Source organism: Jiangella endophytica (assembly GCF_003427025.1).
Lineage (GTDB): Bacteria > Actinomycetota > Actinomycetes > Jiangellales > Jiangellaceae > Jiangella > Jiangella endophytica.
This window is the reverse complement of sequence record NZ_QVAI01000011.1, coordinates 146,089-169,090: the sequence shown is the minus strand read 5'-3', so window position 1 is coordinate 169,090 and position 23,002 is coordinate 146,089. Positions and strand designations below refer to the sequence as shown.

Annotated in this window: 20 protein-coding genes and 2 pseudogenes; 10 read left to right on the top strand and 12 right to left on the bottom strand. The window is 73.1% G+C overall.

The window, feature by feature from the left end:
• Positions 1-8 precede the first annotated feature (8 nt).
• Both DZA62_RS21845 and DZA62_RS21840 read right to left on the bottom strand, forming a co-directional pair.
• Positions 9-497 (bottom strand): SRPBCC family protein, encoded by a 489-nt coding sequence (locus DZA62_RS21845; protein WP_157987824.1) that lies wholly within the window; start codon positions 495-497, stop codon positions 9-11.
• Positions 494-829 (bottom strand): ArsR/SmtB family transcription factor, encoded by a 336-nt coding sequence (locus tag DZA62_RS21840; protein WP_116951052.1) that lies wholly within the window; start codon positions 827-829, stop codon positions 494-496. Before DZA62_RS21840 ends, DZA62_RS21845 begins: the two co-directional genes overlap by 4 nt.
• Positions 830-887: 58 nt before the next feature.
• Between DZA62_RS21840 and DZA62_RS21835 the strand changes: the two genes are divergently transcribed.
• Both DZA62_RS21835 and DZA62_RS21830 read left to right on the top strand, forming a co-directional pair.
• Entirely contained in the window at positions 888-2,006 is a 1,119-nt protein-coding gene (locus DZA62_RS21835; RefSeq protein WP_116951051.1) for an epoxide hydrolase family protein, read from the top strand.
• Between the two features lie 79 nt (positions 2,007-2,085).
• Positions 2,086-2,562: a pyridoxamine 5'-phosphate oxidase family protein gene (locus tag DZA62_RS21830; protein WP_116951050.1), complete on the top strand. Its 477-nt coding sequence runs from the start codon at positions 2,086-2,088 to the stop codon at positions 2,560-2,562.
• Here the strand turns inward: DZA62_RS21830 and DZA62_RS21825 are convergent.
• Positions 2,510-3,475: a LysR family transcriptional regulator gene (locus tag DZA62_RS21825; protein WP_116951049.1), complete on the bottom strand. Its 966-nt coding sequence runs from the start codon at positions 3,473-3,475 to the stop codon at positions 2,510-2,512. The two genes, DZA62_RS21830 and DZA62_RS21825, sit on opposite strands and share 53 nt — an antisense overlap.
• Positions 3,476-3,553: 78 nt before the next feature.
• On the opposite strand from DZA62_RS21825, the gene DZA62_RS21820 reads away from it, so the two are divergent.
• Positions 3,554-5,290 carry an L-aspartate oxidase gene (locus DZA62_RS21820; protein WP_116951137.1) on the top strand — a complete coding sequence of 579 codons (1,737 nt, stop codon included), beginning with the start codon at positions 3,554-3,556 and terminating at the stop codon, positions 5,288-5,290.
• On the opposite strand, the gene DZA62_RS21815 is transcribed toward DZA62_RS21820, so the two are convergent.
• The 4 genes from DZA62_RS21815 to DZA62_RS21800 are packed head-to-tail and all read right to left on the bottom strand — an operon-like array spanning position 5,291 to position 8,917.
• Complete coding sequence (locus DZA62_RS21815) at positions 5,291-6,031, bottom strand: class I SAM-dependent methyltransferase (protein WP_116951048.1); 741 nt, start codon at positions 6,029-6,031, stop codon at positions 5,291-5,293. It lies immediately after the preceding gene.
• Positions 6,028-6,810 carry an ABC transporter ATP-binding protein gene (locus DZA62_RS21810; protein ID WP_116951047.1) on the bottom strand — a complete coding sequence of 261 codons (783 nt, stop codon included), beginning with the start codon at positions 6,808-6,810 and terminating at the stop codon, positions 6,028-6,030. Before DZA62_RS21810 ends, DZA62_RS21815 begins: the two co-directional genes overlap by 4 nt.
• On the bottom strand, positions 6,807-7,790 hold the full coding sequence (locus DZA62_RS21805; RefSeq protein WP_116951046.1) for an ABC transporter substrate-binding protein: 984 nt from the start codon (positions 7,788-7,790) through the stop codon (positions 6,807-6,809). Before DZA62_RS21805 ends, DZA62_RS21810 begins: the two co-directional genes overlap by 4 nt.
• 23 nt (positions 7,791-7,813) lie before the next feature.
• Positions 7,814-8,917 (bottom strand): FecCD family ABC transporter permease, encoded by a 1,104-nt coding sequence (locus DZA62_RS21800; RefSeq protein WP_116951136.1) that lies wholly within the window; start codon positions 8,915-8,917, stop codon positions 7,814-7,816.
• Positions 8,918-10,284: 1,367 nt separating this feature from the next.
• Here DZA62_RS21800 and DZA62_RS21790 point away from each other — a divergent pair.
• The 6 genes from DZA62_RS21790 to DZA62_RS21765 are packed head-to-tail and all read left to right on the top strand — an operon-like array spanning position 10,285 to position 18,487.
• Positions 10,285-11,514, top strand: a complete 1,230-nt coding sequence (locus tag DZA62_RS21790; RefSeq protein WP_198664045.1) for an ROK family transcriptional regulator — start codon at positions 10,285-10,287, stop codon at positions 11,512-11,514.
• Complete coding sequence (locus tag DZA62_RS21785; protein WP_198664044.1) at positions 11,507-14,011, top strand: glycoside hydrolase family 97 catalytic domain-containing protein; 2,505 nt, start codon at positions 11,507-11,509, stop codon at positions 14,009-14,011. The genes DZA62_RS21790 and DZA62_RS21785 overlap by 8 nt, the downstream gene beginning before the upstream one ends.
• A 31-nt stretch (positions 14,012-14,042) precedes the next feature.
• Positions 14,043-15,341, top strand: coding sequence for an ABC transporter substrate-binding protein (locus tag DZA62_RS21780; protein WP_116951043.1), 1,299 nt, complete (start codon positions 14,043-14,045; stop codon positions 15,339-15,341).
• A 5-nt stretch (positions 15,342-15,346) separates the two neighbouring features.
• Positions 15,347-16,315 (top strand): carbohydrate ABC transporter permease, encoded by a 969-nt coding sequence (locus tag DZA62_RS21775; protein WP_116951042.1) that lies wholly within the window; start codon positions 15,347-15,349, stop codon positions 16,313-16,315.
• Complete coding sequence (locus DZA62_RS21770; RefSeq protein WP_116951041.1) at positions 16,308-17,135, top strand: carbohydrate ABC transporter permease; 828 nt, start codon at positions 16,308-16,310, stop codon at positions 17,133-17,135. Before DZA62_RS21775 ends, DZA62_RS21770 begins: the two co-directional genes overlap by 8 nt.
• Positions 17,136-17,161: 26 nt before the next feature.
• A complete protein-coding gene (locus DZA62_RS21765) occupies positions 17,162-18,487 on the top strand; it encodes a glycoside hydrolase family 36 protein (RefSeq protein ID WP_116951040.1) in 1,326 nt (441 codons plus the stop codon).
• Positions 18,488-18,615: 128 nt separating this feature from the next.
• On the opposite strand, the gene DZA62_RS21760 is transcribed toward DZA62_RS21765, so the two are convergent.
• A complete protein-coding gene (locus DZA62_RS21760; RefSeq protein ID WP_198664043.1) occupies positions 18,616-19,266 on the bottom strand; it encodes a winged helix-turn-helix transcriptional regulator in 651 nt (216 codons plus the stop codon).
• Between the two features lie 71 nt (positions 19,267-19,337).
• Between DZA62_RS21760 and DZA62_RS21755 the strand changes: the two genes are divergently transcribed.
• A complete protein-coding gene (locus DZA62_RS21755) occupies positions 19,338-20,147 on the top strand; it encodes an alpha/beta fold hydrolase (protein WP_116951039.1) in 810 nt (269 codons plus the stop codon).
• 4 nt (positions 20,148-20,151) lie between these two features.
• On the opposite strand, the pseudogene DZA62_RS37665 reads toward DZA62_RS21755, so the two are convergent.
• From DZA62_RS37665 to DZA62_RS21740, 4 genes and pseudogenes are all read right to left on the bottom strand, one after another.
• Positions 20,152-20,856, bottom strand: a pseudogene (locus tag DZA62_RS37665) (alpha/beta fold hydrolase); the annotation flags it as partial.
• Between the two features lie 123 nt (positions 20,857-20,979).
• Positions 20,980-22,164, bottom strand: a pseudogene (locus DZA62_RS37660) (RNA polymerase sigma factor); the annotation flags it as partial.
• Complete coding sequence (locus DZA62_RS21745; protein ID WP_116951037.1) at positions 22,161-22,502, bottom strand: YciI family protein; 342 nt, start codon at positions 22,500-22,502, stop codon at positions 22,161-22,163. The pseudogene DZA62_RS37660 and the gene DZA62_RS21745, both read right to left, overlap by 4 nt.
• Before the next feature lie 5 nt (positions 22,503-22,507).
• Entirely contained in the window at positions 22,508-22,975 is a 468-nt protein-coding gene (locus DZA62_RS21740) for a VOC family protein (RefSeq protein ID WP_116951036.1), read from the bottom strand.
• Positions 22,976-23,002 lie beyond the last annotated feature (27 nt).

Below are 23,002 nucleotides of genomic sequence, written 5' to 3'. Positions count from 1 at the left end.
AGTTCCTTTCAGTGGGTGTCGACGACGGTGCCGAGGCGGGCGAGTGCCTCCTGGTAGCCGTCCGCCATGCCGAGGGCGACGGCCTGCTGCAGGGCGTCGCGGTCGGCGAACGCGGCGGTGACGGTCACCCGGGTGCCGGTGTCGTCGGCGGTGAAGGCGACGTCGGTCAGTACACCGTCGCCGGTGACGGTCCAGTCCGCCGCGGCGAACTGGTCGACGTAGCGCAGCTGCTCGTGCGGCCGCACCTCGCGGTAGGTGACGACGATGTGGACGGGGTCGGCCGACCCGTCGTCGGGGGCCATGGAGAAGCGCCACTGGCCGCCGGGGCGGACGTCCATGCGCTCGACGGTGGTGGTCCAGCCGTGCGGGCCCCACCAGCGGGCGACGGCGTCCGGATCGGTCCACGCCGTCCACACCCGGCCGGCCGGCGCGCGGTAGTGCCGCGCGATGGTCAGCGTGTTCGTCTGCTCGTCGATGACGATGCCGTCGGCGGTCACGAGCGGTCTCCGTTCTGGTCGGTGTCGTCGAGGAAGTCGCCGAGGCGGTCGAGCCGCTCGGTCCACAGGACGGCGAAGCTCTGCGCCCAGGTGCCGATGTCGCGCAGCGGCTCCGGCCGCAGCCGGTAGATGCGCTGCTGGGCCTGCCGCGTCACGTCGACGACGCCGGCGTCGGCCAGCAGCCGCAGGTGCCGCGACACGTGCGGCTGCGCCAGTTCGAGAGCGTCGACGATGGCGCCGACGCTGAGCGGACCGGACCGCAGCAGCTCCACGATGCGGAACCGGTTCGGTTCCGCGATGACGCTCAGCCGGTGCTGCAGCAGTTCGTCCATGGCTCGAACATACATCGATACATATATACATGCAAGTAGATATAGCTAGGCTGAGGCCGTGGACCTCGAGCCGACGACGATCGCGGTCGGCCGGCCCGTGCTCGACGGGCTCGCCGAGCGGCTCCGGGCGACCCGCTGGCCGCGGCGGGAGTCCGGCGACGACGCGCTCGGCCCGCGGACCGATGAGCTGCGCGACCTGTGCGAGTGGTGGGCAGGCGGCTTCGACTGGCCGGCCGCCGAGGCGCGCGTCAACCGGGCCCGGCACCTGCTGGTCCGGGCCGGCACCACCGAGCTCCACGTCGCGCTGCACGACGGCGACGAGCGGCCGCCGCTGCTCCTGCTGCACGGCTGGCCGAGCAGCTTCCTGGAGTTCGAGCGGCTGGTCCCGCTGCTCGCGCCGCGCACCGTCGTCGTCGCGTCGCTGCCCGGGTACGGGCTGTCCACGCGGCCGGCCGGACGGTGGACGACCCGCGACACCGCCGGGCTGCTGGCGGAGGCGATGACGACGCTCGGGTACGGCCGGTTCGTCGCGCACGGGACGGACTTCGGCTCGGCGGCCGCGACCTGGCTGGCGCTGGACCGGCCCGAGCTGCTCGCCGGTCTGCACCTGTCCAACCTCGACCTCGGCCCGTCGCCGGATCCGGACGACCCGCCCACGCCGCGGGAGCGCGACTATCTCGACCGCTTCGAGGCCTGGTGGCGCGGCGAGAACGGCTACAAGGAGATCCAGTCGACCCGGCCCGGCGCGCTCGTGCCGGCGCTGCTCGACTCGCCCGCCGGCCTGGCCGCGTGGGTGCTCGACAAGTGGGCCGCCTGGACCGACCCCGCCCTCGGCCCGACGGTCGCCGCCCGGGCCGGCCGCGACGCGCTGCCCGAGCTGCTGACCTGGTGGTGGGCGACCGGCACCATCGAGACGTCCGTGCTCGACTACGCCGACAACCGGGCCGCCGGTACGGCGCTGCTGCCGCCCGGACTGCGGGTCGAGGTGCCGGCCGCCGTCGCCCGGTTCGGTCGCGAGCGCGGGTTCCGGGAGGATCCGCCGCGGTCGTGGGTCGAGCGGATGTGCCGGCTGGAGCGCTGGACCGACCTGCCGTGCGGCGGCCATTTCGCCGCGCTCGAGGCGCCCGGCCTGCTCGCCGCCGACCTGCTCACCTTCGCCGATGGGCTCGGCGGATAGCGCGGAGCCGGCGCAGCATCCGCCGCCCCCTCCGACCCAGACCTCCAGCCCCGTCGGTGCCGGATGAGAGGGTGCCGCCATGACCGCCACCCATCGGGTCCCATGGCCGCATCACCGTCGCCGCCTCGAGCGGGCCACCGACTACTGGTTGTCCAGCACCCGTCCCGACGGCCGCCCGCACGTGGTGCCGCTGTGGGGCGTCTGGCAGGACGGCCGGCTGTACTTCAGCACCGACCCCGACTCCGTGAAGGGCCGCAACCTCGCCGCCGAGCCGCGCGCCGCCGTCCACCTCGACGGCGGGCAGGACGTCCTGGTGGTCGAGGGCACGACGGCGCGGGTCGACGACGACGCCGTGCGTGCGCGGGTTGACGACGCCATGGCGGCGAAGTACCTCACGCCCGACGGCACCGCGTACCGGCTGGCCATGGACCCGCCGAACCGGCTCTGGGAGCTGCGCCCGGAGCGTGCGCTGGCCTGGTGGGAGGCACTGACCGGCCCGACCTTCACCCGCTGGGCGTGGACCGGCGGGCCCGAGCCGCAGCCGCTGCCGGACTGACCAGTGCGCTGCCGGCCGCGAGCGCTTCGGCCGTGGTGGCGATCGTGCGCTGCATCGCCGCGGCCGCCCGGGTCGGGGTGACGTCGGAGCGGCGGGCCAGGCTGACGGTGCGGGTCAGCCGGGGCTTCGTGAGGCGCACCGAGCGGAGCCCGGGACGGTCGAGCAGGACCATCGCGGGGACGACGGCGACGCCCAGGCCGCGCTCGACGAAGCGCAGTACCGCGTCCATCTCGGCCCCTTCGAGCACGACGGAAGGGGCGAGCCCGGCGGCGCGGAAGGCCGCCTCGGTGGTCACGCGCAGGTCGTAGCTCTCGTGGAAGACGATCTGGGGGAGCCGGGCCAGCCGGTCGAGATCGATCGACGGCTGCGCGGCGACGGGCGGTCGCGCGGCGGACGAGACGACCACCAGCTCCTCGGTCAGCAGGGGAGTGCGGGTGAGGCTGGCCCCGGCGGCCGGCCCGCCCTCGGCCGCGGTGATGAGCGCGAGGTCGAGCGCCCCGCCGGCCAGGTCGTCGATCAGGGCGCGCGAGCCGCCCTCGGTGACGTGCAGGTCGATGCCCGGATGGGCGCCGTGGAAGGTGCTGATCGCCTCGGCGACCAGGCTGATGCACAGCGTGGGCGTGGCGCCCAGCCGGACCCGGCCGCGCCGCAAGCCGGCCAGCTCCGCCATCTCGCGCCGGACGCTGTCGGCGTCGGCGAGCATGCGCCGCGCGAGCGGCAGCAGCGCCTCGCCGGCCGCGGTGAGCGAGATGTGCCCGCGTGCGCGGTGGAAGAGCTCTGCGCCCAGGTCGCTCTCGAGCGACGAGATCTGCCGGCTGAGCGAGGGCTGCGCGAGGTGCAGCTGTTCCGCGGCGCGGGTGAAGTGGCCGAGCCGGGCGACCTCCACGAATCCGCGCAGCTGCTCCAGGTTCATAGCCAATAGCGTAGGCGCATCGAAACGACGCCAACAATGCATTGGCCACATCGAGTGGGCACGCCTAGCGTGAAGGACATGAGCGCAGGCATCCCCCATCGGCAGCTGTCCACCACGGTGCTCGTGATCGGGACGGGAGGGTCGGGGCTGCGGGCGGCCATCGAGGTCGCCGAGCAGGGCATCGACGTGCTCGCCGTCGGCAAGCGCCCGCGCGACGACGCCCACACCGCGCTCGCGGCCGGCGGCATCAACGCCGCGCTCGGCACCATGGACGCCGACGACTCCTGGCAGCAGCACGCCGCCGACACCATCAAGGAGAGCTACTTCCTGGCCAACCCGCACACGGTCGAGATCGTCGCGCAGGGGGCCGAGCGCGGCATCCGCGACCTCGAGCGCTACGGCATGGAGTTCGCCCGCGAGGCCGACGGCCGCATCTCCCAGCGCTTCTTCGGCGCGCACAAGTACCGGCGCACGGCGTTCGCCGGCGACTACACCGGGCTGGAGATCCAGCGCACCCTGGTGCGGCGCACTGGGCAACTGGGCATCCCGATCATCGACAGCCTGTACGTCACCCGCATCCTCGTGCGCGACAACGTCGTCTTCGGCGCGTACGGCTTCGACCTGCGCGACGGCACCCGGTACCTCATCCACGCCGACGCCGTCATCCTGGCGGCCGGCGGTCACAACCGCATCTGGCGCCGCACCTCCTCGCGTCGCGACGAGAACACCGGCGACTCCTTCCGGCTCGCCGTCGACGCGGGCGCGCGGCTGCGCGACCCCGAGCTCGTCCAGTTCCACCCGTCCGGCATCATCGAGCCCGAGAACGCGGCGGGGACGCTCATCTCCGAGGCCGCGCGCGGCGAGGGCGGCATCCTGCGCAACGCGCTCGGCGAGCGGTTCATGGCGAAGTACGACCCCGAGCGCCTGGAGCTGTCGACCCGCGACCGCGTCGCGCTGGCGGCGTACACCGAGATCAAGGCGGGGCGCGGCACCGAGAAGGGCGGCGTCTGGCTGGACGTGTCGCACCTGCCGCGTGAGACGATCATGACGCGGCTGCCGCGCGTCTATCAGACGATGCTCGAGGTCCAGATGCTCGACATCACCACCGACCCGATCGAGGTCGCGCCGACGGCGCACTACTCGATGGGCGGTGTCTGGGTGCGCCCCGACGACCACGGCACCGACGTCGGCGGCCTTTACGCCATCGGCGAGGCCTCCAGCGGGCTGCACGGCGCCAACCGTCTCGGCGGCAACTCGTTGATCGAGCTGCTCGTCTTCGGCCGCATCGTGGGCCGGGCCGCCGTCGCGCACTCCGCCGGCCTCGACGCCCAGCGCCGCTCGCCCGAGGCGGTGGCGCAGGCCAGGGCCGAGATCGACGAGTTGCTGGCGGCCGACGGGCGCGAGAACGTGCGTGCCCTGCAGCGATCGATCCGCGACACCATGACGGAGCACGCCGGCGTCGTCCGCGACGAGCCGGGCCTCAAGACGGGGCTCGCCGAGCTCGACCACATCGAGGCGCGCATGCGCGACGTCGGCATCCATCCCGACATCGCCGGCTTCCAGGACCTCGCCCACGCCTTCGACCTGAAGGCGTCCGCGCTGTCCGCCCGGGCGACGCTCGAGGCCGCGCTCGAGCGTCGCGAGTCCCGCGGCTGCCACAACCGCGCCGACCACCCCGAGCTCGACCCCGTGCTGCGCGTCAACCTCGTGTGGTCACCCGCCACGGGGGTCGTCCGCGAGGAGATCCCGCCGGTGCCCGCCGAGATCGCCGCCCTCATCCAGGAGGTCTCCACCGAGGGCAAGCTGGTCGAATGATCAGACCGCCCGCCCGGTGACGAGGAACTGCAGCTGCACCTCGTGCCCGTCGGCGACGCCGTGGCGGCGGTCGAGGTCGAGGATCTCCGGCAGCGGCGTGACGGTGACGTCGGCGAACCCGGCCGCGCGGACCAGCGCCGCGGAGTCGTCGATGGTGGCTGCCTCCGCCAGCGGCAGCAGCGACAGCACGTCGCGGTCGTACCGGTCGCGGAACCCGGGCTGCCGCTCGAGCGGGGTGTCCGTGTCGGTGCCGATCGGATGGATGCCGGCCGGGAACCAGGTGCTGTCGACGGCGGCCAGCAGCCCACCCGGCCGCAGCAGCGCCCGCCAGTTGCGCAGCGCGACCTCGGGGGTGCGCAGCGTCCACAGCAGGTACCGGTTGGTGACGACGTCGAACGTGGCCGGCGCGAAGTCCGGCGTGACGGCGTCGCCGATCAGCAGTTCCGGTGGGTGCGCCAGTCCGGCCGCCTTCTCCCGGGCCTTCGCCAGCATCCCGGGGGCGAGGTCCGTGCCGACGACGTCGTAACCCAGCTCCGCGAGGATCAGCGCGACGTGTCCGGTGCCGGTGCCGACGTCGAGCACGCGGGCCGGCGGCGCGGGCAGCGCGCGCCGCCACACGTCCGTCCACCCGGTCTTCATCTCGGCGTTGCCGATCTGACGCAGGTGGTGGGCGTCGTAGGAGTCGGCGCGCTCGGTCCAGTAGCGGTTGATGTTGTCCTGGGCGGCGGTCACGTCGGTCATGCGGACGCTCCTTCGGGGGTGGGGTCGAGGGGACGGAACAGCAGCTGGACGCCGTCGCCGGTGTCGATGCGCTGGACGCCGATGCGGTACACCGGCTCCAGCACCTCGGCGCGCAGGACGGCGTCGGGCGGGCCCGCGGCGGCGACCCTGCCGCCGTCGAGCAGCACCAGCTCGTCGCAGTAGCGGGCGGCGAGGTTGAGGTCGTGCAGCACCACCACCGTCGTGACGTCCAGCCGGCTGACCAGCTGCAACACCTCGTGCTGGTAGCGGATGTCCAGGTGGTTGGTGGGCTCGTCGAGCAGCAGGTGGTCGGCCTGCTGGGCCAGTGCGCGGGCGATCAGCACCCGCTGCTTCTCGCCGCCGGACAGCCCGGCGAACACCCGGCCGGCCAGGTGCCGGGCGCCGACCCGGGCCAGCGACGCGGCGGCGATGCGGTAGTCGTCGCGGCCGTGGCGCTGGAAGGTGGCCAGGTGCGGCGCGCGGCCGAGCAGCACCGTCTCGGTGACGGAGAGTGGCAGCTCGCCGGAGCCCTCCTGCACCACGACGGCCAGCCGGCGGGCCAGCTCGCGCGGGCGCAGCTCGCCGACCGGCGTCTCGTCCAGCGTGACCAGCCCGGCCTTCGGGGCGAGCGCGCCGTAGAGGGTGCGCAGCAATGTGGTCTTGCCGCTGCCGTTCGGCCCGATCAGCCCGACGACCCGGCCGGGTGCGGCGGTGACCCGGGCACCGTCGAGCACCAGGGTGTCGCCGTAGGCGAACGAGACGTCGGCGGCGGCGATCACCGGGTGCCGAACCGCTCGGCGATCCGCTCCAGCCCGTCGATCGACAGCGGCGTGGGCGGCTCGGTGAAGTTGAACAGTTGCACGAGGATGTCGTCCTCGCGGACGGCACGCAGGTCCTCCGCACCGGGCAGGTTGACGACGGCGTCCTTCACCGCGGCCGGATCGCCGTCGACGTGCAGCAGGACCAGCACGTCCGGGTCGGCGGCGATGATCTGCTCCAGCGTCACCTCGAAGACCCGCTCGTCGACGTCGCCGAAGACGTTCCTGAAGCCGGCCGCCTCGAGCTGCGGGTGTGCCATGCTGCGGTTGCCGTACGCGTAGCCGCTGCCGCCGCCGACGGTGGGGAACAGCACCGCCGCGGTGCGTTCCGGCGCTCCCTCGGCGGCCGCCTCGACCGTGGCGACCCGGTCGCGCAGTTCGGTGACCAGTGCGTCGGCCTCGTCGGTGCGGTCGAAGACGCGGCCGTACGTCTCGATCTGCTCGTAGACGTCGTCGAACGTCGTCGCGTCGACGCCCGCGGGGCAGTACACCGGCTGGATCAGCGCGTCGATACCCACCCCGGACAGCCCTTCGCGGGTGATGCCGTCGGGCAGCCCCAGCACCAGGTCCGGCTGCTGGGCGATGATGACCTCCTGCGAGATCTGCAGGTGGCCGCTGGTATCGACGTCGTCGCCGAGCGACTCGATGCCGGCGATCGCGGCGTTGGTCTCGTCGTCGTAGTACGCCTCGGGGAACGCGCCGGCCCGCAGCACGGCGGCATCCAGCACGCCGAGGTCGTGCATGATCGTCACCGGAGCGCTCTCCAGCAGCACCACCCGCTCCGGCGGCGCGTCGACCGTCACGTCGACGCCGCAGTTGTCGATGGTCACCGGGTAGTCGCCGGCGGCGCCTGACGCGGCCGTGTCGCTGGTGTCGTCGGCGCCGCACGCCGCGGCCGTGACCAGCAGCGCGAGCGCGACGACGGACGGCAGGTATCGCATCGGTCTCCTCGGGACGGTCGGGGTCAGACGCCGGCGGAGTGGAAGCGCCGGACGAGGATCAGCAGGAACGGTGCGCCGACGAGCGCGGTGATGATGCCGATCGGCAGCTCGCGCGGCTCCAGCACGGTCCGCGCGACGACGTCGGCCCAGACCAGGAAGATCGCGCCCATCAGTGCCGCCACCGGGACCACCCGCCCGTGCGCCGCGCCGACGAACCGGCGCGCGACGTGCGGGATGACCAGGCCGACGAAGCCGATGCCGCCGGACGCCGCCACGACCGCGCCCACGCACAACGACACGACGATCAGCAGCTGTACCCGGAACCGGGTCGGCGGCACGCCCAGCGTGTGGGCGGTCTCGTCGCCGATCGCGAGCGCGTCCAGCCGCCGGCTCCACAGCAGCAGCGCCGCCAGTGTCAGGCCGACGATGACGACGACGATGGCGAGCGGCAGCCCCCAGCGGGCCAGGCCGAGCGAGCCGAGCAGCCAGAACAGCACCGAGCGGGCGCCTTCGGCCGAGTCGGACGCGAAGATCAGGAAGCTGGTCGCCGCGTAGAGCGCGTACCCGACCGCGACGCCGGCCATCAGCAGCCGCAGCGACGTGATCCGCCCGCCCGCCCGTGCCACCACGAACACCGCGGCCGACGCGGCCAGCGCGCCGAGGAACGCGCTCGCCGACAGCGCGTTCTCGCCGAACCCGGCGCCGAGACCGAACAGGATCGCCGCCGCGGCGCCGGTCGACGCGCCGGAGGTGACGCCGAGCAGGTAGGGGTCGGCCAGCAGGTTCCGCACCATCGCCTGCAGCGCGACGCCGCACACCGCCAGCGCCGCGCCGACGACGGCGCCGAGGAGCACGCGGGGGAGCCGGACCTGCCAGACGATCGAGTCCTCGGCCTGCGTCCAGGTGACGCCGGCCGGGCTGCCGAGCGTGTGGTGGCCCACGATGCGGGCGACGGTGGCGGGGCCGATGCCGACGGCGCCGAGCCCGACCGCGAGGACCACGGTGACGAGCAGGCCGGCGGACAGACCGCCGATCCAGAGCGTGGTCCGGCGCCGCTGCGCCGCCTGCCCGAGGTCATCGTCGTGGTCAACGTCGAGGTCATCGTCGAGGTTGTCGGCGGGTGCCACGGGGGTGTTGTGGCCGGTCGTGGTCGAGCTCACGGCACCTCCGAGCGGCCATTAGATTTCAGATACAAACGCCCATCGAGTACAAGGTCGCACATGCGACTCAGTCGCGTCAACAGATGCGACCGTGTCGCATCTTGCCGGACGGCCTGCCCGGAATCCACCCCGGGAGCGGCTGCCGGGGGAGTGTTCACCGTCCGCTCCGTCGCCGTTTCCGCCGCGGTCGACGGATCGACCAAGATCATCACTTGCTCCAGGTGCGCGCGCGGTTCGTCAGTTCGGCCGATCTGGAGTCACGGTTGGCGCCACGCGGCGGGGACTCCCAGCCCGGTTCCGCATCATCTCGACGAGGGGTGCCGTGCTCGCAGGCTGGAGGCGCCGCTGGACGGCCTGCTGGTCGCCGTCGACTGTGCCGCGACCGCGACCGCGACCGCGGACGCGACCGCGACTGCGACCGCGGACACTACGGCGCAGGTCGGCGTCAACGGGGGGCTGCCCGTCACCGTCTCGTTCCCGTCGACGGGCGGTGCGACGGTCTCGGTGGGGCTCGGCCTGACGGCCGGCGCGAGCATGGCGATCACCGTGACGGGCGGGTCCGGTCCGGTCCGCCGCCGGGATCTCGACCGGGTCACCGTCAGGGCGTGTGCCGATGGCGACCGCCCCGCGTCGCTCGAGTGGCGTCGCTCAAGGGGCGCTACTTCGGTGGCGTCGCTTTGGTGGCGTCGGGCGTTCGCCGGGTTTGCTGCCGTGCGCTTTGGGGTGCACCGGTTGGCTGGGGGCGCTCAAGTTGGGTGTCCCCCTGCTGCCGATTGTCTGAGCCGTGAGGGTGCGCCTCAAGCGGACTGGTGGGCGCTTCGCGCCGGCGATGGCCGCTTGACCCGCACCCTCGCGGTCTCGGTGCGGGCAGCTATCAGGGGGGCGGGGGAGTGCGGGCACCGCCCGCTCTGGTGCGCCGTCGAACCGGGGCGACGGCCGTTCGCCGTCTTGCGCCGTTGATCGTGACGTGACGGTGGCCCTATGCCGCCGGCGACGCTCCCCTGGGGGGCGTCTGGTTGGTGATCGGGATCGTCGCGGCAGCTGTGGTGTCCAGTGGGTGAGATGTCCCGGCGATTCGGGGGCCTTACCTAGGCGTTTGTTCGCTCTGCGAGGCATGCATGCCTGGTGGAGGGGGAGAACGCCTGGTGAGGTAGGCGATCGTTGATGATCATGGCCGTCTACGGGGCGCCAACACCCCCAGCGCACCCCGGACCACGCCAGTGGACATCGAGGCGTACCCCTGCGCGGCACCTCGGACACGTCGCTGCCGCGCAGGTGGCACCCACGAGTTACATACTTGACAAAGGTTATTAAGTCTTCGTAGCGTCACTCCCGTGCCGATCCAACGAGGCGGCCCGGTCGAGGGAACTCCGGCCGAGGGCGCCGTCTTCCTCACCGCGCTCACCGCCGGTCCGATCGCCCGCGTCGACATCGCCCGCGAGACCGGGCTGTCGTCGGCGGCCGTCACCAGGGTGGCGAAGCTGCTCATCGACGAGGGCTACCTCGAGTATGCGCCCGACCAGCCGGCCGCGAACGACGAGACCCGGATGGGCCGGCCGAGCAGCCCGCTGCGGGTGCACGCGCGGCAGACCGGCTCGTTCGGCATCATCGTCCGGCGCGACGAGCTGATCGGCATGGTGTGCGACCTCGCCGGCGCGCCGCGGGTGTCCGAGCGCCGCCCGCTGGCCGACACCACCGTCGCCGCAGCGGTCGCCGCCATCGCCGCGTTCTACCGCGAGCTGGTCGAACGGGCCGAGGCGGCCGGCTTCGTGGTCGCACCCCACGACCTGGGGCTCAGCCTCTCCGGTGACATCGACCACGACACCGGCTACGTCCGCTACTCGCCGTTCCTCGGCTGGCGCGACGTCGACCTCGGCGCCGCGGTCAGCGTCGCCGTCGGCGCCCCCGTCGTGGTCGAGAACGACGTCAAGGCGCTCACCGTCGCCGAGCAGTGGTTCGGGCTCGGCCGCGGCATCACGAACTTCGCCGTGGTGACGATCGGCACCGGCATCGGCTGCGCCCTCGTGGTCGACGGCGGGCTGGTCCGCGGCGCGCACAGCGTCGCCGGTGAGATCGGGCATCTGCCGCTCGGCGACCCCGCCGTCCAGTGCCACTGCGGCGCGCACGGCTGCGTCGAGGCCGAGGCGTCGACGAAGGCGCTGCTCGACAGCTGCCGCGCCGTCACCGGCCGCGACGACCTCACCATCGAGTCCGCGGTCGAGCTGGCCCGCTCCGGCGACGACGGCGTCCGCGCGATCTTCGCCCGGGCCGGCCGGCTCATCGGGCTGGCGCTGGCCTCGGTGGCCAACCTGCTCGGCCCGGAGCGCGTCATCGTCGCCGGTGAGGGCGTCTCCAGCTTCGACCTGTTCGAGACCGCCATCCGCGAGGCGTTCGCGGAGCAGGCGTTCGGCGCCGCCCACCAGGTGCCCATCCACGTGCGCGACCTGCCGTTCGAGGAGTGGGCCCGCGGTGCCGCCGCGGTCGCCATCCAGGAACTCGTCTTCCCGTCCCGCCAGCGCGTCGCCGCCGACGTGCGCCGTCGTCCCGGAGTTCGTCGTGTCTGAGTCCACCACCTGGTCCGTGCGGCACGGCCGCCACACCGTCGCCGTCACCTGGTTCCGCGGCCGTCTCACCTGGACGGCGCTCTCCGGCGACGTGCAGGTCACCCCGCCGGCACAGCTGCACCTGCGCACGGCCGACGGCCGCGACCTGCTGTCCGGCGCGACGTACGTGTCCGACGCCGCCCGCGAGGTGAGCGAGGAGTACGAGCTGGTCGTCGGCAAGCGGGTCGGCCGGCACATCGTGGACCACCGCGAGCGCACCGTCCGGTTCGCCTGCGTGGGCGGCGGCGAGGTCGCGATCGTGCTGCGGGCCGCGTCCGACGGCGTCGCGCTGCGGTTCGTGCTTGACGGCCTGGACGGCGTGACGGTCACCGGCGGCGACGTCGCCCTGCGGTTCCCGGAGCGGGCGGCGGTCTGGCCGCTGACCTATACGCCCTGGTACGAGACGACCCGGTTCACCAGCACGCTGGACGCGCTGGAGCCCGGCGACTACGGCTTCCCCTTCCTCGTCGAACTGGCCGGCGACACGTTCGCGCTGGTCACCGAGGCGGACCTGGACGGCCGGTACGGCGGCTCGTTCGCCCGGTACGCCGGCGGCGGCGCGGTGACCGTGACGCTGGCCGGCGACGTCGCGCTGTCCGGATCGAGCGTGGCGACGCCGTGGCGGGTCGTGATCCTGGGCGATCTCGCGACCGTCGTCGCGTCGCACCTCGTGGACGACCTCGCGCCGCCGGCCGCGGACGGCGTGCCGGTGTGGGCGCGGCCGGGCCGCGCGGCGTGGTCGTGGTGGTCGGACTTCTACAGCGGCGCGCAGCTGTCCAAGCAGTTGCGGATGCTCGACTACGCGGCGGCCCGCGGCTGGGAGTACGTGCTGGTCGACTGCGGCTGGGACGGTGTCTGGATACCCGAGTTGGTCGCCGCGGCCAGCGAGCGCGGCGTCGGCGTGTTCGTCTGGGTCGTCTGGGACCACCTCGCGACGCCGGAGCAGCGGCGCAAGCTGGCCGAGTGGGCGTCGTGGGGCGTCGCCGGCGTCAAGGTCGACTTCATGGAGTCCGAGGCGCAGGAGCGTTACCGCTGGTACGACGACGTCATCGCCGAGTGCGCCCGCGCCGGCCTGATGATCAACTTCCACGGCTCGGTCATCCCACGCGGCTGGGCCCGCACGTATCCGCACGTCATGAGCTACGAGGCGGTGCGCGGCGCGGAGTATTACGTCTTCTACAGCGAGCCGCTGACCCCCGAGCACAACACGATCGTGCCGTTCACCCGCAACGTCGTCGGCTCGGCCGACTACACGCCGGTGACCTTCTCGGCAGAGGCCCGGCTCACCACCGAGGCGCACGAGCTGGCGCTGGCCGTCGTGCTGGAGTCCGGGCTGCTGAACTACGCCGACGACGTCGACGAGTACGCGAAGCGGCCGATCGCCGAGGCGGCGATCGAGCGGATCCGGGCGCACTGGGACGAGACCCTGCTGCTGGCCGGGCGGGCCGGGGAGTACGTCGTGCTGGCCCGGCGCTCCGGCGCGGAGTGGTTCGTCGGCGCGCTGTCCGCGCTCGCCGAGCCGAAGGCCGTCACCGTCGACCTCACCGTTCTCGGGCTGAACACCGGTGACTACAACGCCACGATCATCACCGACGACGACGGCGACCGGCTCACCCGGGCGACCCGCACGGTCACCGCCGCCGACGCCGTCGACGTCACGCTGCGGCCGAACGGCGGCGCGCTGGTGCTGCTGGCGCCGTCCGGTCACACCCGCCCGGCGCCCACGCCGCGGTCCGTGGTCACCGTCGCCGGCCCGATCGTCCGTGGCGTCCCCGGCGAGCCGGTCGAGATCGCCGCCGTGGTCGGCGGGGCGGAGCCGCACCTCGTCGTGCCGCCTGGCTGGGGCCCGCCGCGACTCACCCGCGAGCCGGCCGCCGACGGCGCCGTCGCCTGGTCGGTCACCGTCCCCGCAGGCACCGAGCCCGGCCACGTCGCCGTGCTGGCCGTCCATGCCGGCGACCCGCTCGGCGCCCGGCGCTCCACCCTCGCGCACGTGCGCGTCGTCAGCCCCCTCGGCGCGGATCCCGCGTCGCTCGTCGCGCTCACGCCGGTCGCCGCCGCCAACGGCAGCGGTCCGGTCGAGCGGGACATGTCCAACGGCGAGGGCAACCCCGCCGACGGTCGGCCGATGTCCGTGGCCGGCGTGCACCACCCCAAGGGACTCGGCGTCTGCGCCCCGTCGGACGTCACCTGGGTGCTCGACGGCGTCGCGGCGCGGCTCACCGCGTCCGTCGGCGTCGACGACGAGAGCCCCGCCGGCACGACGGCCACCTGTTCCGTCGTCGGCGACGGGCGCGTCCTCGCCACGGTCGAGCTCACCGCGGGCGACCCCGCGCAGGAGCTGGACGTGGACCTCACCGGCGTCACCCGGCTGCGGCTGGTCGTGCAGCCGCCGGCAGCCGGTGCCGAGCCCGCGCACGTGGACTGGATCGACCCGCACGTGCGGCCCTTGAACTGAACGAACCCATCCGAACGAGAGGCACACGACGATGAAGTCGACGAAGACTCTGGTGGCCCTGGCTGCCACCGCGGCCGTCCTGACGCTGGCCGCCTGCGGCGACAACGGCGCCTCGGCCGGCGGCTCCGACGGCGGCTCCGGCGGCGACGGCGAGGAGGTCGACCTGACCTTCGCGACGTTCTCGCCCGACCAGGAGCCGGCGATCCGGCAGATCCTCGACGTGTTCGAGGAGCAGAACCCGGGCGTCTCGGTCGAGATCCAGATCATCCCGTGGACCGACTACTGGAGCACGCTGCAGACGTCGACCGCCGGCGGCACCGGCCCGGACGTCGCCTGGATGCTCGGCGCGAAGATCGGCCAGTACATCGACGGCGGCGTGCTGCTGCCGCTGGACGACGCGTTCGCGGAGTCCGGTCTCGACATCGACAAGTACCCCGAGCAGCTGGTCGACCTGTTCGTCGACGACGGCACCACGTACGCGCTGCCCAAGGACTTCGACACCATCGGGCTCTGGTACAACAAGGCGCTGTTCGACGAGGCCGGCGTGGCCTACCCGACGCCGGACTGGACCTGGGACGACGTCATCACCAACGCGCAGGCGCTGACCAAGCCCGACGGCAGCGTCTACGGCATCGGCGCGCCGATGGACCCGCAGGCCACGTACTACAACACGATCTACCAGGCCGGCGGTGAGGTCATCTCCGAGGACGGCACGACGTCGGGCTACGACAGCCCCGAGGCGATCGAGGGCATCAGGTTCTGGACCGACCTGATCAACGTGCACCACGTGTCGCCGACGCTGGAGTCGTTCGCCGACACCGAGTCGGTCGCGCAGTTCATGTCGGGCCGGCTGGCCATGCTGACCACCGGCTCGTTCTACGCGATCCGGTTCGCCAACGACGAGTACTCGTCGCAGAACTTCGACGTCACCGAGCTGCCGGGCGGCGCCCAGGAGGCGACCATCATCAACGGCATCGGCAACGTCGCGCTGGCCTCGACCGAGCACCCCGAGGAGGCCGCCCGGCTGGCCGTCTTCCTCAGCGGCGAGGAGGCGTCGCGGATCTCCAGCGAGACCGGCACCGTCATCGGCTCCTACGAGGGCACCGAGCAGGCCTTCATCGATGCGTTCCCGCAGTTCAACCTGCAGGCGTTCCTCGACCAGGCCGAGAACGGCGTGGTCCTGCCCGTGTCGCGCAACACCGACGCGTGGGCCAGCCGCGAGGGCGAGTTCCTCACCTCGGCGTGGACCGGCGAGCAGAGCGTCGAGGAGGCGGCCGCGAACCTGGCCGACGCCATGAACGAGGCGCTGGCCCAGGAGAACCAGGACTGAGCCGGATGCCGACGACGGACACCACGGGGGCGCCGGCCGCGGCGCCCCCGGCGGGGAACGGGCCGGCCGGGGGACCGCCGCGGCGGAACCGGCCGAACCGGCACCCGGACAACGCCTGGGCGGCGCTCCTGCTCGCGGTGCCGTTCGGTGGCCTGGTGATCTTCTACCTGTGGCCGCTGCTGCGCACCGTCCTGCTCAGCTTCTCCGAGGGCACCGCGTTCACCGGCTACACGATCAGCGGGTTCCAGAACTGGCAGCGATTGTTCGAGAACGGCGACGACGTGTGGCGGGCGCTGGTGAACACGCTGGTCTACGCGGCGATCGTGCTGCTGGGGGTGCCGATCGCGATGGTGATCGCGGCGCTGCTGCACCAGCGCGGGCTGCGCGGCCGGTCCTTCTACCGCACGCTGTACTTCGTCCCCGTCGTGACCATGCCGGTGGCCGTCGCGATGGTCTGGCGCTATATCTACAACGGCGACTTCGGGCTGCTCAACGAGGTGCTCGACGCCGTCGGCGGGCCGACCCGCGCGTGGGTGGCCGACCCGGACACCGCGTTGTACGCCGTCGCCGTCGTCGGGATCTGGATGGCGCTGGGCACCAACCTCATCATCCTGGCCGCCGGCCTCGAGGCGGTGCCGCAGACCCTGGAGGAGGCGGCGATGCTCGACGGTGCCGGACCGGTGCGCCGGTTCTTCTCCGTCACCGTGCCGCTGCTGACGCCGTCGATCTTCCTGGTGTCGGTGCTCTCGGTGATCGGGTCGCTGCAGATGTTCGACCTGCTGTTCATCATGCTCGGCCGCACCAACCCGGCACTGGCCGACTCCAAGACGATCGTCTACCTGTTCTACGAGGAGGCGTTCGTGCGCAACGACCGCCCGCTCGGCGCGGTGATCGCGCTGGTCACCCTGGTGGTGACGCTCGCGGTGACGGCCGTGCAGTTCCGCCTGCAACGACGGTGGGTGACCTATGCGTGACCGTCTGCGTTCCCGGCACCTGGTGACGCACGTCGTCCTCATGGCCGGTGCGCTGCTCATGGTGTCGCCGTTCCTCTGGCAGTTCCTCACGTCGCTGAAGACACTGGGGGAGTCGACCCGGATCCCGCTGACGGTGCTGCCGGAGGCGCCTCGGTGGGAGAACTACTCGGCCTTCTTCGACGTGGTGCCGGTCGGGTCGATGGCCGTCAACAGCGTGCTGGCCCTGGCGCTGCGGGTGGCCGGGCAGCTGCTGGTCGCGTCGTTGGCGGCGTACGTGTTCGCCCGGCTGCGGTTCCGCTTCCGCGGGCCGCTGCTGGCCGGTTTCCTCGTCGTGCTGATGGTGCCGCCGCAGCTGTTCGTGATCCCGCAGTACGAGGTGATCCGGACGATGGGCTGGCTGAACTCCGTCCAGGCGCTGGCGCTGCCGGGCATGTTCAGCGCCTTCGGCGTCTTCGTCCTCTACCAGTTCATGCGGACGCTGCCGCCGGAGCTCGACGAGGCGGCCCGCATGGACGGCGCGAACCCGTGGCAGATCTACCTGCGCATCATCCTGCCGCTGTGCCGCCCGGCGCTGGCCGCCCTGACCATCCTCACCTCCCTGTTCTCCTGGAACGACCTGCTGTGGCCGCTGATCGTCAACACCGTCCCGGACCGGATGACGCTGCCGGTCGGGCTGGCCACGCTGCAGGGCGCCCAGGGCACCGACTACCCCGTCCTGATGGCGGGCTCACTGCTGACGATCCTGCCGATGGTGCTGGTCTTCGTCCTGCTGCAGAAACAGTTCATCCGCGGCATCGCGATGTCCGGACTCAAGGCCTGACGGCCCCTCACACGAAAGCGTTCGCCATGTCTGTTCTCTCGCCCGGCTTCGACATCGTCCACGAGCTGACCGTCTCCGACGGCGCCCAGGTCTTCGAGCACGGCTGGCAGTCGTTCAGCCCGACCACCGCGTACGCGCTGGGCGCCCGGCCGCACCGGCCCACGTCGGAGCGGAACCGGATGCTCAACTACCGGCAGGCCTCCCATCCCGGCCCCGGCGGCTACTTCGGCGAGGGCGTCCTGGCGGTCGCCGACGGGTCGGGGTCCGTTCACGTCGTGGCGGCGGAGGACCCGTTCACGACGGGCACGCGGGTGCAGGCCGCCGTCGACGGGTCGTCCGTGGTGGTGGGCGCGGACGGGCCGGTGCGGGTGAGCGTCGTGCCGGGGGCGGACGTGCAGGCGGCGCTGCGGTCGTGGGCGGTCGACGCGGTGGCCACGGCCGGGTTGCCGGCCGCGCGGCCGGCGCCGACGGCGTGGTGCTCCTGGTACGAGTACTGGGGCGACGTGCGCCGCGAGGACGTCGTCGAGAACCTGGAGGCGATGCGGACGCTGGACCTGCCGGTCGACGTCGTCCAGATCGACGACGGCTACTCCGCCGAGATCGGCGACTGGCTGATCCCGTCCGACGGCTTCGCCGACCTGCGCGGCCTGGTCGAGACGATCCGCGGCGAGGGCCGCCGGGCCGGCATCTGGCTGGCCCCGTTCTTCGCCGGCGCACGGTCCCGGCTGGCCGCCGAGCACCCCGACTGGCTGCTGCGTCACCCGCACGGCGGGGCGCTGCACGCCGGGCACAACTGGAACCAGGACCTCTACTCCGTCGACCTGTCCCACCCGGGCGCCGCGGAGTGGGTGCACACCGTGTTCTCGACGTTCGCGTCGTGGGGGATCGACTACTTCAAGATCGACTTCATCGCGGCCGGCGCGATCCCGGGGCCGCGGCACTCCGGCGCCGACCCGGTGACGGCCTACCGCGACGGCCTCGCCCTGATTCGCGACGCGGTCGGGGTGGACGCCCACATCCTGGGCTGCGGCGCCCCCGTGCTGCCGTCCGTCGGCCTGGTCGACTCGATCCGCGTCAGCGCCGACACCGGCCACACCCTCGCCCCCGACGACGGTGACATGTGCTCGCCCAGCCAGGAGGCGGCGCAGCTCAGCGCCCACGGCCGGCAGTTCATGAACGGCGTGTTCTTCGCCAACGACCCCGACTGCCTGATCGTCGGCGCCAAGGTCGAGAACCGCGAGGCCTGGTCCGCCCACGTCGAGCAGGTCGGCGGCGCCGTCGTCAGCAGCGACCGCCTCCTCGGCCTGGACGACTGGGGTCTGCAGACCACGCGGCGGCTACTCGCTCGTTGACCGCACCCACCCTCGCGCCCGCTCACCCCGGTTGATCTTGGAGAAATGGGCCCCCTGCGGGGCGATATGCCCGGTTGAGACCCGGACTTCGCCAAGATCAACCGGGGGGTGAGCAGTGGGTGTGGAGGTCACGCGGGCCGCGGCCGGCGGCCGTCGGTGAAGGAGGCGAGGAATCGGCGGAGCAGGACGGTGTCGCCGCCTGCCGTCGCCTCGCCGGCGCCGACCGCGTCGTCGAGGGGGCGGCCGTCGAAGACGAGGTCCTGGACGGTGCGGACGGGGCAGGTGAGGCTCGCATCGGCGGCGGGGGACTCACCCCGGGCGGCGCGCAGGCTGCCGCCGTCCGCCGTCAGGTCGAAGGCGTCGTCGGGGAGCCGGAGCTGGACGGTGCCGCGCAGGTCGGCTCCGGTGTAGGTGGTGCGCAGCGCGACCACCAGCGCGTCCGGGCTCAGTTCGGTGGCCGACGTGGGTGTCGGCGGCAGCGGGCTGCCCCAGCGACCGAGCGCCAGCAGGACCGGCTCGAGGGCACGGCCGCGCTCGGTGAGGTCGTAGACCGACCCGGCGACCGGCGGCAGTGCGCGTCGCCTCACCAGCACGCCGGACGCCTCGAGGTCGCGCAGCCGCTGCGTCAGCACGTTCTGGCTCAGGCCGGGCAGGCCGCGGTGCAGGTCGGCGAAGCGCTTCGGCCCGTACAGCAGCTCGCGCACCACGAGCAGCGACCACCGTTCGCCGACGACGTCGAGGGCGCGGGCGATGCCGCACAGGTCTCGATAGCTGCGCATGCCGAGATTGTACTTCCCATCGAGGAGCTGTTACTCCTAGATAAGGAGCAACACCGACACGGGAGGACGCCATGCCGGACGTGACCTCGGCCGACGGGACGAGCATCGGCTACGAGCGGTTGAGCGACGACGGGCCGTCGCTGGTGCTGGTCGGGGGCGGGCTCGACGACGGCGGCGAGAACGCGCCGCTGGGCGAGCACCTCGCTGCCGCCGGGTTCGCCGTCGTCAACTACCGGCGTCGCGGCCGGGGCGACAGCGGCGACCGTCAGCCGTACGCCGTCGAGCGGGAGATCGATGACCTCGCCGCGGTCATCGCGGCGGCCGGCGGGCGGGCGCACCTGTTCGGCGCGTCGTCGGGCGGTGCACTGGCGCTGGAGGCTGCGGCCGCGGGGCTGCCGGTCGAGCGGATCGCCGTCCACGAGGTCCCGTACCTGCTGGCCGGGCCGATGGTCGCGGCCTGGCGGCAGTACGTCGCCGATCTTGGCGCCGCTCTCGACGCAGGGGACCGCGACGAGGCGTTGCGGCTGTTCATGCGGCTGGCGGGGTCGTCCGAGGAGGACATCGCGGCGGCAAAGACCGCGCCGGTCTGGCCGGCGCTGCGCGAACTCGCGCCGACCCTGCGTTACGACGCCGCCTGTCTCGGCCACGGCCCGCCGCCCGCGGACCGGCTGGCGACGGTGGCGCAGCCGGTGCTGCTCTCGACCGGCGCGACGGTGGACCCGCATTCGGCCGGCCTGCCGGTCGACTTCTTCGGCGCGGCCGCCGACGCCGCGGCGGCCGCGCTGCCAGACGCCCGGCGGCTCACCGTCGAGGTCGCGGGGCATGTCGCCGACCCGGCGCTGCTGGCGCCCCGGCTGGCGGAGTTCTACCGCGGCGGCTGAGCCGTCAGGCGCGGCGGACCGGGATCGACGTCGGGACGGCGTCGCAGGTGAGGAAGTCGCGGACGACGGCGCTGACGGCGCCCGGCTTGTCGCGCAGCAGGTCGTGCGACGTGCCGGGGACGACGGCGAGCTCGCTGTGCGGCAGTGCGCGGTAGAGGGCGACGGTGTGCTCCAGCGCGACGATGTCGTCGTCGGCCGCGACGACCAGCGTCCGGACGTCCAGCCGCGCGAGATCGTCGGCGCCGATGCCGAGCTGCTCGGCGGCCATCGCCATGATCTTCGCCGCCACGACGGGGAAGTGGTCGCGGCCGTCCGGCGAGACCTCCGCGTAGGCGTCGACGACCTCTGCCGGCATCCCGGCGAGCGGGTCGCCGCCGCCGTCGTCGCCCGGCTCCGGCGCGAACAGCCAGCCGGACGGGTCGAACACGCCGCTGATCAGCACCAGCCGCTCCACGAGGTCCGGCCGGCGCAGCGCGGTCAGCAGCGCCACCACGGCGCCGTCGCTGTAGCCGGCGAGCCGAACCGGCTCGCCGCCGAGCCGCGCCAGCAGCGCGACGGTGTCGTCGGCCATGACGTGCTGCGACAGTGGCCCGGCAGGGTCGGGGGAGCGGCCGTGTCCCCGGCGGTCCGGCCGGACGATCCGGAACCGGTCCGCCAGCCCGGCCAGGTTGCCGGCGAACTCGCGGCCGTCGCTGAAGCCGCCGTGCAGCAGCACCAGCGGCGCGCCGGTCCCGTCCTCCGCGACCCAGCTGCGAGCGCCGTTCAACGCGATGTACGTCATGGTGGGAGTAGACCAGGCGAGCGGACGGAACTCATCGGCGCTCGTCCAGCGCAGGCGTTCGTGCAGGATCGCCTGCTCGGCGGGGTTGCTGGTGCGCCGCAGCGCCCGCTCGTCCGCCGCCCGCGCCTCGTCCGGACGGCCGAGGTCGCGCAGCAGTCCGGCGCGGGTCGCGTGGAACAGGTGGTAGTCGACGAGCCGGTCGCCCAGCTCGTCCAGCGCGGTCAGCGCCGCGGCCGGGCCGGCGGTGTAGCGCAGGGCGACCGCCCGGTGCAGCCGTGTCACCGGCGACGGCGCGAGGTGCAGCAGCATGTCGTAGAGCAGCACGATCTGCTCCCAGTCGGTGTCCTCCCAGCGCGGCGCTTCGGCGTGACAGGCGACGATCGCGGCCTGCAGCTGGTACGGCCCCGGCCGCTGCCGCCGCGCGGCCCGGGTGAGCAGCGTGATGGCGTCGGCGATGGCCGGGTGATCCCAGCGGGAGCGGTCCTGGTCGGCCAGCAGCACCAGCCCGCCGCCGTCGTCGAAGCGGCCACTCGACCGGGCCCGGTGCAGCCGGATCAGCGCCAGCAGCCCGGCCACCTCCGGCTCGTCGGGCAGCAGCTCGTGCAGCAGCGCCGCCAGCCACGCGGCGTCGTCGACCAGCCGCTGCGAGTGGGCCGCATCGGCGGTCGACAGGTAGCCCTCGTTGAGCATCAGGTAGACGACGGTGAGCACTTCGCCGACCCGGCCACCGAGCTCCGCATCGGACGGCAGCCGGTAGGGGATGCCGGCGTCGGCGATCTTCCTCTTCGCCCGGGTGATGCGCTGCGCCACCGTCGTCTCCGGGACGAGGAACGCGCGGCCGATCTGCGCCGTCGTCAGTCCGCACACCACCCGCAGTGTCAGCGCGACCTGCGCGGACCGCGGCAGCGCCGGGTGGCAGCAGGTGAAGACCAGCCGCAACCGCTCGTCCGGCTCCGGCCGGACCGGCCACTGCACCCGCGCCAGCTTCTCGCGGTACCGGGTCTCGCGCCGCAGCACGTCCAGGCCGCGCCGCTGGGCGACGGTGAACAGCCAGGCGTCCGGCCGGTCCGGGATGCCGTCGACCGGCCAGCGCTCCAGCGCCGCGACGACGGCGTCCTGGACGAGGTCCTCGGCGGCGGAGAAGTCGCCGATCAGCCGGACGAGGGCGGCCGCGAGCCGGGCCGCGTGCTCGCGCACCACACGGGCCAGCTCGTCGTGTGCCGGTTCGGTCGTCACGACTCCAACGGCCGGATCTCCACGACCGGGCAGCCCGGCCAGGTGCGCACCATGCGCAGCGCCTCGTCGAGGTCGGCGACGTCGACCTCCAGGTAGCCGCTGATCACCTCCTTGCCCTCCACGTAGGGGCCGTCGGTGACGATCGGCTCCGGCGCGTCGAGGCGGACGGTGGTCGCGGTGTGCGGGTCCTGCAGCTTGTTGCCGCCGCGGAGGAGGTGACGGTGCTCGGCCATCCACTCGTCCACACGGGCGAACGCGCGGGCGCGGTCGTCCGGCGTCAGCGCCTCGAGGTCGGCGTGGAACTGCTCGGTGTCGACGAACAACAGCACGTACTTCACGGTGGTCAGGCTCCCTGGAGGGCGGCGAGGCGGCGGGTCAGCTCGTCCGCCGCGACGTCCTCGACGTGCGTCGCGATGGTCCAGCCGTGCCCGAACGGGTCGACGACGAAGCCGTCGCGGTCACCGTAGAACTGGTTCTCCGGCGACCGCTTCAGTGTCGCGCCCAGTTCGACGGCGCGGGCCACGACCGCGTCGACATCCTCGACGTAGACGAACAGGAACGCCGGCGAGCCGGGCAGCCCGTGCTCCGGTGGCGGTTCGGTGCCCATCATCGGCGAGGCGTCCTCGACGATCACGACGGAGTCGCCGATGACGATCTCGGCGTGGGCGACGCTGCCGCCCGGTCCCGGGAAGCGCAGGCGCTCGGTCGCGCCGAACACGTCGGCATAGAACTCCAGCGCCCGCGCCGCCCCGCGCACGACGAGGCAGGGGGTGACCCTGCGGTAGGTGTCCGGGATCGGTGTCACGCTCATCTGGTCCTCCTGAGTCGTCGATGCCTT

Excerpts from the sequence above, each read along its gene's own strand:
- DZA62_RS21840 (WP_116951052.1), bottom strand. The coding sequence starts at position 829 with ATGGACGAACTGCTGCAGCACCGGCTGAGCGTCATCGCGGAACCGAAC.
- DZA62_RS21830 (WP_116951050.1), top strand. The coding sequence starts at position 2,086 with ATGACCGCCACCCATCGGGTCCCATGGCCGCATCACCGTCGCCGCCTC.
- DZA62_RS21825 (WP_116951049.1), bottom strand. The coding sequence starts at position 3,475 with ATGAACCTGGAGCAGCTGCGCGGATTCGTGGAGGTCGCCCGGCTCGGC.
- DZA62_RS21820 (WP_116951137.1), top strand. The coding sequence starts at position 3,554 with ATGAGCGCAGGCATCCCCCATCGGCAGCTGTCCACCACGGTGCTCGTG.
- DZA62_RS21815 (WP_116951048.1), bottom strand. The coding sequence starts at position 6,031 with ATGACCGACGTGACCGCCGCCCAGGACAACATCAACCGCTACTGGACC.
- DZA62_RS21805 (WP_116951046.1), bottom strand. The coding sequence starts at position 7,790 with ATGCGATACCTGCCGTCCGTCGTCGCGCTCGCGCTGCTGGTCACGGCC.
- DZA62_RS21780 (WP_116951043.1), top strand. The coding sequence starts at position 14,043 with ATGAAGTCGACGAAGACTCTGGTGGCCCTGGCTGCCACCGCGGCCGTC.
- DZA62_RS21775 (WP_116951042.1), top strand. The coding sequence starts at position 15,347 with ATGCCGACGACGGACACCACGGGGGCGCCGGCCGCGGCGCCCCCGGCG.
- DZA62_RS21770 (WP_116951041.1), top strand. The coding sequence starts at position 16,308 with ATGCGTGACCGTCTGCGTTCCCGGCACCTGGTGACGCACGTCGTCCTC.
- DZA62_RS21765 (WP_116951040.1), top strand. The coding sequence starts at position 17,162 with ATGTCTGTTCTCTCGCCCGGCTTCGACATCGTCCACGAGCTGACCGTC.
- DZA62_RS21760 (WP_198664043.1), bottom strand. The coding sequence starts at position 19,266 with ATGCGCAGCTATCGAGACCTGTGCGGCATCGCCCGCGCCCTCGACGTC.
- DZA62_RS21755 (WP_116951039.1), top strand. The coding sequence starts at position 19,338 with ATGCCGGACGTGACCTCGGCCGACGGGACGAGCATCGGCTACGAGCGG.
- DZA62_RS21740 (WP_116951036.1), bottom strand. The coding sequence starts at position 22,975 with ATGAGCGTGACACCGATCCCGGACACCTACCGCAGGGTCACCCCCTGC.